Genomic DNA, 13,571 nt, shown 5'->3' on the forward strand with positions numbered 1-13,571 from the left:
TGAGAGACGTTATTATGTTACCCGTTCTCGCCTCTTCGAGTGGTCATCGTGTCCCGACTTTTTTCTATCTTTGTCGCATTTGTCGCCAGTTTTCTGCTGATCGGTTCGGCACACGCCGAGGTCAAAGTCCTCACCAGCATCAAGCCCCTGCAGTTGATTGCCGCTGCGGTGCAGGACGGCGTGGCGATTCCGGAAGTGTTGCTGCCGCCGGGCGCTTCGCCCCATAACTATGCCTTGCGCCCTTCCGACGTACGGAAGGTGCAATCGGTCGATCTGTTGTACTGGATCGGGCCGGACATGGAAGGTTTCCTGCCGCGCGTGCTGAATGGTCGGACGCTGCCGAGCGTTGCGGTGCAGGATTTGCCGGGGCTGACATTGCGTCGCTTCGCCGAAGACAGTCACTCCCACGCGGAAGAAGCCGATGAGCATGACCACGATCACCGTCCTGGCAGCCTGGACGCGCATTTGTGGTTGTCACCGGTCAATGCCCGGGTGATCGCCGCCAAGATGGCCGCCGACCTCAGTGCGGCGGATCCAGCCAACGCGGCGCGTTATCAGAGCAACCTCAAGGCGTTCGACGAGCGGTTGGATGCCTTGGACCTGCGCCTGAAGGCACGGCTCGCCGGGATCGCGGGCAAGCCGTATTTCGTGTTCCATGAAGCGTTCGACTATTTTGAAGACGCTTATGGCTTGAAGCACACAGGCGTATTCAGCGTTGCGGCCGAAGTCCAGCCGGGTGCCCAACACGTCGCAACGATGCGCACGCGGTTGCAGGAAGTTGGCAAGACCTGCGTATTCAGCGAACCGCCGTTGCGTCCGCGCCTGGCAGAGACGCTGGTCGCGGGTTTGCCGGTGAAACTGGCGGAACTGGATGCGTTGGGTGGGTACACGCCAGCGACTGCTCAGGGGTATGAGCAGGTGCTGGAGAAGCTGGGGAATGATTTGGCGGGGTGTCTGGAGTCGTTGTAACCAATTACAGAACCTGTGTGGCGAGGGGGCTTGCCCCCTGGTCACAATTTAAAGGGCAAACGGCAGCGGTGTGCTGACCTTCTGCCGCTGTGCCAACCGCAGCTGAAATTCCATCGGGTCGTGAATTAACACGTCCTGCCCGGCGAACGATTCCGCCGCGATCAACCGCGATAACCAGAACCGCACGCACGCCACGCGCAGCATCGTCGGCCACAGCTCGGCTTCAGCCGCCGTGAACGGACGCAACGCCGCATAAGCCCCCAGCAATGCCCGCGCCCGCGGCCCATCGATCAAACCGTCATCGTCCGAACACCAGTCGTTCAAGGCAATCGCCACGTCGTAGAGCATCGGCCCCGAGCAGGCGTTGTAGAAGTCGATCAACCCGGTCAGGTGGGTGCCTTCGAACATCGCATTATCGCGGAACAGGTCGGCATGGATATTGGCCCGCGGCAGCGCCAGGATTTTTGCCTTCTGCTCGGCGATTTCATCCAGCGCCCGTTTCAGCAGATCGCTTTGTTCGGCGTTCAGGTGCGAAAGAAACTGCGTGCCCTCCTCCAGCATCCAGTCCAGACCACGATCGGTTTTGCGCTTGATCATGTTGGCCTGGGTCGCCAGATGCAGGTGTGCAAGCAACTCTCCGACCTGCGCGCAGTGCTGCGCATTGGCCTGCTTGATGTGCTTGCCGGCCAATCGCGGTTGCAACAGGGCAGGCTTGCCGGCCAGTTCGCGCAGGGCCACGCCGTCGGTGGTGCGCAGCGCGTAAGGCACCGGCAAATCGGCCTCGTGCAGAACGTCGAGCAGTTCAATGAAGAACGGCATTTCATCGACCGGGCCGCGCTCGACCAGGGTCAGGACGAATTCGCCCTGCTCCAGGCTGATGAAAAAATTGGTGTTTTCGCTACCGGCAGCAATCCCCTGGAAATCGAGCAGGCGGCCGAGGCCATAAGGGGCGAGAAAAGCTTCCAGCTCGGGCCGAGCCAGGGGGGTGAACACAGACATGTTTAAACTGCCAGTACGGGCGCCGCTTGTGAGCCGACGCCGATTGAAATTAAGAAACTACTTCCAGGTGAAAATTTCCCACGCCGGAATCAGCATATCCGGCTGATCCGAGCGGATGTAGTTTGCCTCTGTACCATCGGCGCGTACGAGGAAATACGGCTTGCCGCCTTTGGGCGTGACTTTGATGGCATACAGAAAACCATTTTGACGGTACTCCTGAATGACCTTGTCCCCTTCCGTGCGGATCGTCACTTGCGGTTCCTGTTTCGAAACATCGTCCGCCGCCATGGCGGCCAATGGAACAGTTGCAAACAAGCCAGCCAGCAACAGGCGATTTAGTGTGCGCATGATAACCTTGTCCCTTTGTCGTCAACGGTCCCGCTATTCTAGCGCCGGACCCGCCGAAAAGGTTGATCCTGCTCATGAGCCAAGCCCCCCTCGTCCTGGTGGACGGTTCTTCTTACCTGTACCGCGCCTTTCACGCCCTGCCGCCGCTGACCACTTCCAAAGGTTTGCCGACCGGTGCGGTCAAAGGTGTGCTGAATATGCTCAAGAGTCTGCGCAAGCAGTACCCGGACAGTCCGTTTGCCGTGGTGTTCGACGCCAAAGGCGGGACGTTCCGCGACGAGATGTTCGCCGAGTACAAGGCCAACCGCCCAAGCATGCCCGACGACATGCGCGTGCAAATCGAGCCGCTGCACCAGAGCGTGATCGCTTTGGGCTTCCCGCTGCTGTGCGTCGAAGGCGTCGAGGCCGATGACGTGATCGGCACCCTGGCCCGCAGCAGCGCGGCGGCGGATCGCCCGGTAATCATCTCCACCGGCGACAAGGACATGGCGCAACTGGTCGACGGCCACATTACCTTGGTCAATACCATGACCGGTAGCAGCATGGACGTGGAGGGCGTGAAGGAGAAATTCGGGGTCGCTCCCGAGCAGATCATCGATTATCTGGCCCTCATGGGCGACTCTTCCGACAACATCCCGGGCGTTCCGGGTATTGGCCCGAAGACCGCTTCGGGCCTGCTGGTGGGCGTGAATGGCGGCCTGACCGAGTTGTATGCACAGCTCGACATCGTCCCGACCCTGCCGATTCGCGGCGCGAAAACCCTGCCAGCCAAGCTTGAAGAGCACAGGGAGATGGCTTTCCTCTCCTATCAACTGGCGACCATCAAGATCGACGTGCCGCTGGACATCGGCCTCGATGACCTGCAAATGGGCAAACCGGACCACGACAAGCTCGCCGAGTTGTACACCCTGCTGGAGTTCAAGAGCTGGTTCGAAGACAACCAGCGCGACGCCAAGCGTTCCGGGCAGGAAGTCACCGCGCCGGTAGCTGAAGAAGTCGCCGCCGCGACCGAACTCAACTACACGACGATCCTCACCCAGGCTGATTTCGACCTGTGGCTGAAGAAACTCAACGACGCCAAACTGATCGCCTTCGACACCGAAACCACCGGCATTGATGCGCAGCAGGCGCAATTGGTCGGCCTGTCTTTCGCTGTACAAGCCAACGAAGCGGCCTACATCCCGCTGACCCATTCCTACATGGGCGTGCCGGATCAGCTGGACCGTGACACCGTCCTTCGTGCGCTGAAGCCGATTCTGGAAGACCCGAACAAGCTCAAGGTTGGCCAGCACGCCAAGTTCGACATGAATATCCTGGCCAACTGCGCCATCGGCGGTTACCAGAGCTGCGGCATCACCGTGCAGGGCATCGCTTTCGACACCATGCTCGAATCCTACGTGCTGGATTCCACGGCAACCCGTCACGACATGGACAGCCTGGCGCTCAAGTACCTGAATCACACCACCACCAGCTTCCAGGACATCGCCGGCAAGGGCGCCAAGCAGCTGACTTTTGACCAGATCTCTCTGGAACTGGCCGGGCCTTACGCCGCCGAAGACGCCGACGTGACCCTGCGCCTGCACCAAACCCTGCAGGAAAAACTCAATGCCATCCCGAGCCTGAGCAAAGTCCTGAGCGAAATCGAAATGCCGCTGGTGCCGGTGCTGGCGCGGATCGAACGCCAGGGTGCGCTGGTCGACGCCAACCTGCTGGGCATTCAGAGCGTGGAACTGGGCGAGAAGATGGTCGCGCTCGAGCGTGAGGCGTTCGCCATCGCTGGCGAAGAATTCAACCTCGGCTCACCCAAGCAATTGGGCGTGATCCTGTACGAAAAACTCGGACTGCCGGTGCTCAGCAAAACGGCCAAGGGCCAGGCCTCCACCGCCGAAGCCGTGCTGGCGGAATTGGCCGAACAGGATTTCCCGCTGCCTAAAGTGCTGATGCAGTACCGCTCGATGAGCAAGCTGAAAAGCACCTACACCGATCGGCTGCCGGAACAGATCAATCCGCGCACAGGGCGGATTCACACGTCCTATCATCAGGCTGTCGCGGCGACCGGGCGTTTGTCGTCCAGTGATCCGAACCTGCAGAACATTCCGATCCGCACCGCCGAAGGCCGGCGCATTCGTCAGGCGTTTGTTGCCCCCACAGGCTACAAACTGCTCGCGGCGGATTACTCACAGATCGAACTGCGGATCATGGCCCACCTGGCCAAGGACGAAGGTTTGTTGCATGCGTTCCGCAATGATCTGGACGTGCACAAGGCCACCGCCGCTGAAGTTTTCGGCGTGGAACTGGCGGACGTCACCACCGATCAGCGCCGCAGCGCCAAGGCGATCAACTTCGGCTTGATCTACGGCATGAGCGCGTTTGGCCTGGCCAAGCAGATCGGCGTGGATCGCAAACAGTCTCAGGCCTACATCGACCGTTATTTCGCCCGCTATCCGGGCGTGCTGCAATACATGGAGCGCACGCGCGCCCAGGCGGCCGAGCAAGGTTTCGTTGAAACGATCTTCGGTCGTCGCTTGTACCTGCCGGAAATCAACGCGAAAAACCCGGCCCTGCGCAAAGGTGCCGAGCGCACGGCGATCAACGCCCCGATGCAAGGCACGGCGGCGGACATCATCAAGAAAGCCATGGTGGCTGTGGATAACTGGCTGACCTCGTCAGGTCTCGACGCCAAAGTCATCCTGCAGGTGCACGATGAATTGGTGCTTGAGGTGCGTGAGGATCTGGTCGATCAGGTTCGCGAAGAAATTCGTATCCACATGAGTGATGCGGCGAAGCTGGACGTACCGCTTCTGGTGGAGGTTGGGGTCGGGAATAACTGGGATGAGGCTCACTGAGCCGTCTGAACAGTCGTTTTCTGCTGCGGCATAGTGCCGCGGCAGAAAATCAGGGAGCAGCATTATGTCGAAAAATGCTTGGGCTTATTTCCAATGGATTTGGAACTTCCTCGGAACTAATCCCGTCAACCGCCACTCAGAGTTACTGAATGGCTGGTGAAGCCCTTCGATGCTCCTATGTTGTGTTAAGTGTTGGCAGATATCTGGACCCCGCCCTAGCGGTCCGGAACTTGGACCCCGGAACTTCCCCCTCCCCATAGAAGTCCGGGGTTTTTTTTGCCCGCGATTTGCCTCAACGCCTTACTCGGCGGCCTCGGAACCCTTGTCCGCCAGCTCCATCCAGCCCGCCAGTACAGTGTAGGCGTCTTCCAGACCCAGGCGTTTTGGCGCCGAGAACAACTGGATACTGACCGCATCCCCCCAGCCCTTGCGGATATCGGCCTGAACCTTCAGCAGGACGTTTTTCGCTGCGCCGTACGTCAGCTTGTCGGCTTTGGTCAGCAAAATATGCATCGGCATACCGGCGGCGACGGCCCAATCGAGCATCAGCAGGTCGAAGTCGGTCATTGGATGACGGATGTCCATCATCAAGATCAGACCTTTCAAACTCTCGCGACCGCCCAGGTACGCTTCCAGGTGACGCTGCCAGTGCAGCTTCAACGGAATGGGTACTTTTGCGTAACCGTACCCCGGAAGGTCGACCAGACGACGATCATCGTCTAGCTTGAAGAAGTTCAAGAGCTGCGTGCGCCCCGGAGTTTTCGAGGTTCGCGCAAGACTGGCGTGCGTCAGGGTGTTCAGCGCACTGGACTTGCCGGCGTTGGAACGGCCCGCGAAGGCCACTTCAAAGCCTTCATCGTCCGGGCATTGGTCGACTTTGGCAGCGCTGAGCATGAAGGTGGACTGTTGGCACAGGCCGAGGATGGGATTCTTGAGTTGCATGGGATTTCCGATGTGGGCGGCGCCGGGAATGGACGCGGCAAGCGGTGTCGTTTCCGTTTCAGTGACGCCAGTATATAATGCCGCAGATTTTGTGTGCGCTTTGTCCCAGCGTAGGATGAAGTTCACGAGAGCGATTGACCTTGATTGCGCATTAGAACGCAGAACGCTCTCAACCCTGAAAAGGTCGTTTTATGACGAAATGGCTGCTAGCTGCCGGTGTCTTGATACCGCTTTACAGCGCTCAGGCTACACAGGATCCGGAAGCTGTGTACAACCGTGTTTGTGGTGCCTGTCATTCCGGCCAACTACCCATGGCGCCTCAAAAGGGCGATCAGGAAGCTTGGACGCCGAGGTTGGCGAAAGGTATGGAGACGCTGGTGCAACACGTGACCCAGGGTTTCAAGGCGATGCCGCCGCGTGGTTTGTGCATGGACTGCAGTGCCGAGGATTACCAGGCCATCATCCACTGGATGAGCGAGTGATCCCGGTCCATAACTCTTTAACCCTTAGCCGTAGTTGGATTAGCTGATGAACAAATTGATCGTGAGTCTGCTGTTGACCGTGGGGATCTCCGGCATTGCCCATGCTGCAGGTGATGCGACTGCTGGTCAGGCGAAAGCCGCAGTATGTGGCGCCTGTCATGGCCCGGATGGCAACAGCATGGCGCCTAACTTTCCGAAGCTGGCGGGTCAGGGTGAACGCTACCTGACCAAGCAATTGCACGACATCAAGTCGGGCAAGCGCACCGTTCTGGAAATGACCGGCCTGCTGACCAACCTGAGTGACCAGGACCTGGCTGATATCGCAGCCTACTTCGCCAAGCAGAATGGCAGTGTGGGCGCCGCCGACCCTAAAATCGTGGCTCGCGGTGAGGCACTGTTCCGTGGCGGCGACCTGGCCAAAGGCTTGCCAGCCTGCACCGGTTGCCACTCGCCAAATGGCGCAGGCAACGTTGCTGCCGGCTTCCCTCACCTGGGCGGCCAGCACGCTCAATATGTCGCCAAGCAGCTGACCGATTTCCGCAAGGAAGAAGGCGGACGCACCAACGATGGCGATGCCAAAACCATGCAAACCATCGCCAAACGACTGAGCGACGAAGATATCGCCGCCGTGTCCAGCTACATTCAAGGCCTGCACTAAGGCCGGTTGATCGAGCGTTGCGAGCGATGAACATCTCCTGCAACGTTAACGCTCGATTAATCCGTCGCAGCAAGTATAAAAAGGGTGGCTTTGGCCGCCCTTTTTTGTGGCCGCTGCCGTTACACTACAGAACTCAAGCCCGCCAGGACCTGTCTGAAAACAGGTCGCGCGAGGCGACCCAAATTGTCCAGGAGTAAAGCATGCGTAATCTGATCATCAGCGCCGCACTCGTCGCTGCCAGCCTGTTCGGCATGACTGCCCAAGCCGCCGAAGCACCCGCCGCCCCTTATGTCGAACTGACCAATCCGGTTCCGGTTGCCGTGCCTGGCAAGATCGAAGTCGTGGAGCTGTTCTGGTATGGCTGCCCGCATTGCTACGCTTTTGAGCCCGTGATCAATCCTTGGGTCGAGAAGCTGCCTTCCGACGTCAACTTCGTGCGCATTCCGGCCATGTTCGGCGGCCCTTGGGACGCACACGGCCAGATGTTCCTGACCCTGGAAGCCATGGGCGTCGAGCACAAGGTTCACGCCGCCGTTTTCGAAGCGATCCAGAAAGAACACAAGAAACTGGTCACTCCAGAAGAAATGGCCGAGTTCCTGGCCACTAAGGGCGTCGATAAAGACAAGTTCCTGGCCACCTTCAACTCCTTCGCCATCAAGGGCAAAATCGTCCAGGCCAAAGAGCTGGCCAAGAAGTATGAAATTTCTGGCGTACCAACCATGATCGTCAACGGTAAATACCGTTTTGACGTGGGTTCTGCCGGCGGTGCCGATAAAGCGCTGGAATTGGCCGACAAACTCGTCAACAAAGAGCGAGCGGCTAACAAGGCTGCCGCCAACTAAGCGAAGCACTGCCATGCGCCGCTGGGGAACTGAACGCGTTGTTGGCCTGCATGATCCACGGGTCAACGAACATCACCTGGAGTCCACGGGCCTGCCCGCAGACAGTCGTCTGCGCTTGCTCAGTTTTAATATTCAGGTCGGCATCAGTACCGAGCGGTATCGGCACTACCTGACCCGGGGCTGGCAACATTTGTTGCCGCACACCGGGCGTGCCGACAATCTGCAAAAAATCGGCAACCTGCTGGGCGACTTCGACCTGGTCGCCCTGCAAGAAGCCGATGGCGGCAGCCTGCGCTCAGGCTACGTCAATCAAGTCGAGCACCTGGCGCAGCTCGGTGCCTTCCCCTACTGGTATCAACAACTCAACCGCAACCTCGGACGACTCGGCCAGCACAGCAATGGTGTGCTCAGCCGCTTGCGCCCGTGGGCGATTGAAGACCACCCGCTGCCGGGGCCCAAGGGTCGCGGGGCCATTCTGGTGCGCTTTGGCGAAGGTCCGGAGGCGCTGGTGGTGGTCATGATGCATCTGGCGCTCGGCGCTCGCGTGCGCAGCCTGCAACTGGCCTACATCCGCGAATTGATCGGCGGCTATAAACACCAGGTGCTGATGGGCGACATGAACACCCATGCCAGTGACCTGCTGCAAAACTCCCCGTTGCGTGACCTCGGCCTGCTCGCGCCGCAACTGGAAGCGACCTTTCCCAGCTGGCGCCCGCAACGCTGCCTTGACCACATTCTGCTAAGCCCGACACTGACCCTCGAAAAGGTCGAAGTGCTGGCACAGCCCATTTCCGATCACCTGCCGGTCGCGGTAGAGATTCGTCTGCCGGGTTCGCTCACGGCTGATGCATTGCCCGCGTTGAGTCCTGCCCTTCGCGGATCCCATGAATGAGCGACGAAACACAGCGCTGGAAAGAGAAATACCTCAAAAGCATCGAACAACAGGAAAAGCTTGAGCGTCGCTGGGATGCTCGGCTCGACCTGCTGCGCCGTGGGCTGGTGCGCAGCACGCTGGCGGCGGAGGGCACTGACCGCGCTGTCGACCAATGCATGAAAGAGATGCGCGAAGTCGTGCGCACCGATGACATGGACGCCGGCTTGGCCGCCCTGCTGCCGCGACTCGAAAAAGCCGTGCTCGATTCCGAGCAGCGCCGGGAAACCCGAGTCAACCAGACCAGCGCCGCACTGACCGCGCTGGTCGCGCAACTGCAATCGCTGCCGCTGCCCCGGGAAGTCAGCCGACCGCTCAAGAGCTTCGCCAAAAAGCTCGATGGACGAGTCAGTCAGGCCCGCGAGATGCCACTTCTGCTCAGCGAACTGAGTGGCCTGCAAGGCAAAGCCTTGAGGCAATTGGAGAACCCCGCCGAACCTGACCGGCCCGGTTTTCTGCAGAGATTGTTCGGTAGCCACGAAGCGGATGAAGAAGTGCCGCAAGTCGTCGCTCCTGCCGTTCACGCACCGGCTGTGCAGGCTGAAGAGCGGGTTGTCGAGATGGCGCACGCCGATGACGCCGATGATGCAGATGAGGAGGACCTGCCGCCAGTCGCACCGCCAGCGGTGCACAGCGTCCACCCCACGGTGACTACCCCGGAGCCTCAAGAGACTCCCGCACCGGAGCCCGCTGCGGAGGTGGTCGCGTTTGTCCCGCCTGTTCTTCAGCCCGACATCGCGCCCGCGCCTGAATCGCCAACACCCTCGAACAGTGAACGACCGGAAGAGCCCGCCCTTCCCCTTCCAGCGCCAGCCATTCAGGTTCAACCAGCCATCAATCCCGATGAACTGACCCGGGCATTGACGACTGACGATCCGGAACAAACCGAACACGAGGACATCTTCTACGCCTTGCCCGATTCACCGGAGCCGTCCTATAGCTCCGTCGCCAGGCACATCGAAGACACCCTGCTGGGACTGCTCGACGACCTGACGCTGCCGGAACGCTACCGTCCGCAAGCCGAAGCGATGCGCGATCGCCTTCAACATGGCCTGAACTGGTACGAACTGATCCCGATCCTTGACGATCTGGCAACGTTGATGCTGGCGATCAACGACAGCGGCCAGCACGAATTCGAAGTCTATTTACAACAACTCAACGAACGCCTGGAGTCTTTCCAGAGTAATTTGCAGGCGGCCAGCGAAGGGCACGCCGACAACCGTTCTGCGGCGCGCCAGATGGACACGCAGATCCGCGAACAAGTCGACGGCTTGCACAGCAGCATGCAGGAAGCGGCAGACCTGGACGACCTGAAGCGGGTCCTGGAAAACCATCTTGAAGGCCTGCTCGGCACCATGGATCGCCACCAGAAGCAGCGCGACGAGCGCGAACAGGAAGTGGCGACGCGGCTGCACAGCCTGGCTGAACGGGTGGCGCACATGGAGCAAGAAGCGCAAGGCTATCGTGAGCACCTAGAAGAGCAACGCCAAAAAGCCCTGATTGATCCGCTCACCGGCCTGCCCAATCGCGCCGCCTGGAGCGAACGCCTGGATCACGAAATCGGTCAGTGGCAACAGCACGGCAATACCCTGTTGCTGGCCATGCTGGATCTCGATCACTTCAAAAGCATCAACGACAACTACGGCCACCTGGCAGGCGACAAGGTGCTGAAGATCATCGCCAACGTGTTGCGCAAGCGCCTGCGCGGGACGGATTTCATCGCACGATTTGGCGGTGAGGAATTTGTACTCCTGATGCCCGGTACAGCGCCGGCAGTCGGTGCAAAGCTGCTGGAAACTTTGCGCGCCGCGATCGAAGCCTGCCCTTTCCACTTCAAAGGTGAGCGGGTCACCATCACTATTTCCATGGGCCTGACGACGCTCAAGCCTGGCGAACATAGCGATGTGGCGCTGAAAAGAGCTGATCAAGCACTGTATCGCGCCAAAAACGCCGGACGTAATCGGGTGGAGACTGGCTGACGTCCAATTGTTCCATTTTGTTTAAAACCGGGCTTTTGCCGTCGGCACGCAAGGCAGTACGTTACACTGTTGCATTACTGTCTTGTGTGTACGTCTACTGCCATGAAATATCTCGCTCTCATTGTGTCGCTGTTGCTGTTGGCCGCTTGTTCCAGCGGCCCGCGTATCGACACCAGCCACCCTTCGGCCAACTACGACAGCCGCATCCAGTTCGTGGTGGTGCATTACACCAATGCCTCGCTGGAGCGCTCGCTTCAACTGCTGACCCACGGCGAAGTCAGCAGTCACTACCTGATCGGCGACGACAAGGGCGCCACTATCTATAAGCTGATGGACGAGAATTTTCGCGCCTGGCACGCGGGCGAAAGCGAATGGCAAGGCCGGACCTGGCTAAACTCCAGCTCCATCGGTATCGAGATCGTCAACCCGGGCTTCAAAGACACCCCCACCGGGCGCCTCTGGTATCCCTACAGCGAAGACCAGATCAACTCGTTGATCGTCCTGCTCAAGGACATCAGCAAGCGTTACAACATCAATCCCCACGCCATCATCGGCCATAGCGATATCGCGCCGCTGCGCAAACTCGATCCCGGTCCGCTGTTCCCCTGGAAACGCCTGGCTGCCGAAGGCCTGGGTGTCTGGCCCAACGAGCAGGCCGTGGCGCGCCAGCAAGCCCAGTTCGCGATACAACTGCCAAGCATCAGCTGGTTCCAGGGGCAACTGGCCAGGCTGGGTTATGCCACACCACAAACCGGTGAACTGGACGTAGCGACGCGTCATGTGTTGGCGGCTTTTCAGATGCATTTCCGCCCTTCCCGCTTCGACGGCACGCCTGACGCCGAATCCGCTGCGATCCTGCAGGTCCTGAATCAGACAAAATAATGGCGCCCGTCCGAAGGTAAGAGCTTTTTCCCAATCAGCAGCTATAACTCATTGGTAATTCTTCGGATATCAATAATGGCTGCCGCACGAGAGACACTCCGTAGCTGGTTTTATCGCCCCTGGTTTCTGGCGATACTGGCTGCTGCCCTCAGCGCAACTATCTTGATGGCCGGCAGCCTGTTTGTGGCGATGCATCAGGTTGAACAGAACGAAAGCGAAGAAATGAATGCTCAGGGTGAGCGCTTCCTTGCCCGCCTGGAGCAATTGTTCGGGCAACTGCGCGAAAGCCTCGATGACCTGGAAGCCCAGCCGCTTCGAGGCTGCGATGCAGAGATGATCGCCACTTTGCAACAGGTCAGCTTCAACTACCGCTTCGTCTACGAAGCGGCCTACATTGATTCATCCCGCCTGTGCTCCAACCGTCCTCGCCAGGAAGGGCTTTCGCTGCTGCGCCCTCCCGACATCCGGGGCCCCACCTACAGCTACTGGCTGAACACCACCACCGAACCCGATGAAAACCGTGCCGCGCTGATGCTCGGCAGAGGCAACTTTCGGGTGGCGACGTCTCGCGGGCATTTGACGGACATGGTCGACCTGACGCCCGGAAGCAGCCTGCTGGTGGTGCTGGACCACGGCACTCGCGCCATTCCCGTATTGGGTGCTGCCCAAGTCTGGCCACCGACGGAATCCTGGGCTCCCAAAAGCCGCGACGCATTGCAAGTCACGCAAACCCGCCTGATTTACCGCATGCCGACCAACAACCCTGAATACCAATTGGTATTGATCACACCACGCACAGGCATCCACGTGCCGGCGGTGTGGTGGTGGCTCCTTCCCGCCAGCCTGGTACTCGGGATCATTGTCGGCTTCCTGGTGTTTCTGCTGGTGCGCCAGCGTCAGTCGCTGGATGCCGAATTGCATGGCGCCATACGCCGGGGTGAGCTGCAGGTGTTGTATCAACCGATCTTCGATCTCGACAGCCGCAACTGCGTCGGTGCCGAGGCGTTGCTGCGCTGGCGAAGGCCTGATGGCACGCTGACCAGCCCGGACCTGTTTATTCCAATGGCGGAAAATACCGGCCAGATCCGCCAGATGACCGATTTCGTCCTGCAGCGCCTGCTCGAACAATTGGGACAACTGCTGCGCGCCAACCCGCAACTGTACATCTCGGTCAACCTGGCAGCGTGTGATGTGATGGTGCCCCGAATCGGCCAGGTGATGGCCCGCCTGCTGACGTTGCACCGTGTCGCGGCCAAGCAGATCGCCTTCGAGGTGACCGAACGGGGATTGATCGATGTGGTGGTGGCCAGGGAAAACCTGCAAGCGTTGCGCGATGTCGGGCATCAAGTGCTGATCGATGACTTTGGCACCGGCTATTGCAGCCTCGCCTACCTGCAAACCCTGCCCGTGGACTGCCTGAAGATCGACAAGGCATTCATCGACGCACTGGGTCATGACGCCGCCAGCAGTGGCGTGGCACCGCACATCATCCACATGGCGCAAGCGCTGCAACTCAAAGTGATTGCCGAGGGCATCGAGCATGAAGCGCAGGCGGCGTTTCTAAGCAGCGAAGGCGTGAAATTCGGTCAAGGCTGGTTGTTCGCTCATGCCTTGAGCTCCGTGCAGTTCATCGAACTGATTACCCGCGGCCGGCGAATGAAAGGCCGGCGCCTGGATGACGAGGCGTGAAAGC

12 protein-coding genes are annotated in these 13,571 nt (G+C 59.6%); 9 read left to right on the plus strand and 3 right to left on the minus strand.

Going from position 1 to position 13,571, the window contains the following annotated elements; all coding sequences use genetic code 11:
- The first annotated feature begins 48 nt into the window (after positions 1-48).
- Positions 49-969, plus strand: coding sequence for a zinc ABC transporter substrate-binding protein ZnuA (locus tag D882_RS0127210; RefSeq protein ID WP_027926147.1), 921 nt, complete (start codon positions 49-51; stop codon positions 967-969).
- A 48-nt stretch (positions 970-1,017) separates the two neighbouring features.
- Here D882_RS0127210 and D882_RS0127215 read toward each other — a convergent pair whose 3' ends face one another.
- Together D882_RS0127215 and D882_RS0127220 are read right to left on the minus strand one after the other, a co-directional pair.
- Positions 1,018-1,968 carry a homoserine kinase gene (locus tag D882_RS0127215; protein WP_027926148.1) on the minus strand — a complete coding sequence of 317 codons (951 nt, stop codon included), beginning with the start codon at positions 1,966-1,968 and terminating at the stop codon, positions 1,018-1,020.
- A gap of 57 nt (positions 1,969-2,025) precedes the next feature.
- Entirely contained in the window at positions 2,026-2,316 is a 291-nt protein-coding gene (locus tag D882_RS0127220; RefSeq protein WP_027926149.1) for a DUF2782 domain-containing protein, read from the minus strand.
- A 74-nt stretch (positions 2,317-2,390) separates the two neighbouring features.
- Here D882_RS0127220 and polA point away from each other — a divergent pair, with 74 nt between their 5' ends.
- Positions 2,391-5,162, plus strand: coding sequence for a DNA polymerase I (polA, locus tag D882_RS0127225; RefSeq protein WP_027926150.1), 2,772 nt, complete (start codon positions 2,391-2,393; stop codon positions 5,160-5,162).
- A gap of 300 nt (positions 5,163-5,462) precedes the next feature.
- Here the strand turns inward: polA and yihA are convergent, their stop codons facing one another.
- On the minus strand, positions 5,463-6,104 hold the full coding sequence (yihA, locus tag D882_RS0127230) for a ribosome biogenesis GTP-binding protein YihA/YsxC (RefSeq protein WP_027926151.1): 642 nt from the start codon (positions 6,102-6,104) through the stop codon (positions 5,463-5,465).
- Positions 6,105-6,295: 191 nt separating this feature from the next.
- Between yihA and D882_RS0127235 the strand changes: the two genes are divergently transcribed.
- From D882_RS0127235 to D882_RS0127265, 7 genes are all read left to right on the plus strand, one after another.
- Positions 6,296-6,586, plus strand: a complete 291-nt coding sequence (locus D882_RS0127235; RefSeq protein WP_027926152.1) for a cytochrome c5 family protein — start codon at positions 6,296-6,298, stop codon at positions 6,584-6,586.
- A 46-nt stretch (positions 6,587-6,632) separates the two neighbouring features.
- On the plus strand, positions 6,633-7,244 hold the full coding sequence (locus D882_RS0127240) for a cytochrome c4 (RefSeq protein WP_027926153.1): 612 nt from the start codon (positions 6,633-6,635) through the stop codon (positions 7,242-7,244).
- 200 nt (positions 7,245-7,444) lie between these two features.
- Entirely contained in the window at positions 7,445-8,086 is a 642-nt protein-coding gene (locus D882_RS0127245) for a thiol:disulfide interchange protein DsbA/DsbL (protein ID WP_027926154.1), read from the plus strand.
- A gap of 13 nt (positions 8,087-8,099) precedes the next feature.
- Positions 8,100-8,978 carry an endonuclease/exonuclease/phosphatase family protein gene (locus tag D882_RS0127250; protein ID WP_027926155.1) on the plus strand — a complete coding sequence of 293 codons (879 nt, stop codon included), beginning with the start codon at positions 8,100-8,102 and terminating at the stop codon, positions 8,976-8,978.
- Entirely contained in the window at positions 8,975-10,996 is a 2,022-nt protein-coding gene (locus D882_RS0127255) for a diguanylate cyclase (RefSeq protein WP_027926156.1), read from the plus strand. Before D882_RS0127250 ends, D882_RS0127255 begins: the two co-directional genes overlap by 4 nt.
- A gap of 102 nt (positions 10,997-11,098) precedes the next feature.
- Complete coding sequence (locus D882_RS0127260; protein ID WP_027926157.1) at positions 11,099-11,878, plus strand: N-acetylmuramoyl-L-alanine amidase; 780 nt, start codon at positions 11,099-11,101, stop codon at positions 11,876-11,878.
- A gap of 75 nt (positions 11,879-11,953) precedes the next feature.
- Positions 11,954-13,567: an EAL domain-containing protein gene (locus D882_RS0127265; protein ID WP_027926158.1), complete on the plus strand. Its 1,614-nt coding sequence runs from the start codon at positions 11,954-11,956 to the stop codon at positions 13,565-13,567.
- Positions 13,568-13,571: the final 4 nt, after the last annotated feature.

The organism is Pseudomonas sp. URMO17WK12:I12 (assembly GCF_000514395.1).
Lineage (GTDB): Bacteria > Pseudomonadota > Gammaproteobacteria > Pseudomonadales > Pseudomonadaceae > Aquipseudomonas > Aquipseudomonas mucoides.

Bases quoted from the DNA above. Each gene is read 5' to 3' on its own strand.
- D882_RS0127215 (WP_027926148.1), bottom strand. From the start codon at position 1,968: ATGTCTGTGTTCACCCCCCTGGCTCGGCCCGAGCTGGAAGCTTTTCTC.
- D882_RS0127220 (WP_027926149.1), bottom strand. From the start codon at position 2,316: ATGCGCACACTAAATCGCCTGTTGCTGGCTGGCTTGTTTGCAACTGTT.
- polA (WP_027926150.1), top strand. From the start codon at position 2,391: ATGAGCCAAGCCCCCCTCGTCCTGGTGGACGGTTCTTCTTACCTGTAC.
- yihA (WP_027926151.1), bottom strand. From the start codon at position 6,104: ATGCAACTCAAGAATCCCATCCTCGGCCTGTGCCAACAGTCCACCTTC.
- D882_RS0127235 (WP_027926152.1), top strand. From the start codon at position 6,296: ATGACGAAATGGCTGCTAGCTGCCGGTGTCTTGATACCGCTTTACAGC.
- D882_RS0127240 (WP_027926153.1), top strand. From the start codon at position 6,633: ATGAACAAATTGATCGTGAGTCTGCTGTTGACCGTGGGGATCTCCGGC.
- D882_RS0127245 (WP_027926154.1), top strand. From the start codon at position 7,445: ATGCGTAATCTGATCATCAGCGCCGCACTCGTCGCTGCCAGCCTGTTC.
- D882_RS0127250 (WP_027926155.1), top strand. From the start codon at position 8,100: ATGCGCCGCTGGGGAACTGAACGCGTTGTTGGCCTGCATGATCCACGG.
- D882_RS0127255 (WP_027926156.1), top strand. From the start codon at position 8,975: ATGAGCGACGAAACACAGCGCTGGAAAGAGAAATACCTCAAAAGCATC.
- D882_RS0127260 (WP_027926157.1), top strand. From the start codon at position 11,099: ATGAAATATCTCGCTCTCATTGTGTCGCTGTTGCTGTTGGCCGCTTGT.
- D882_RS0127265 (WP_027926158.1), top strand. From the start codon at position 11,954: ATGGCTGCCGCACGAGAGACACTCCGTAGCTGGTTTTATCGCCCCTGG.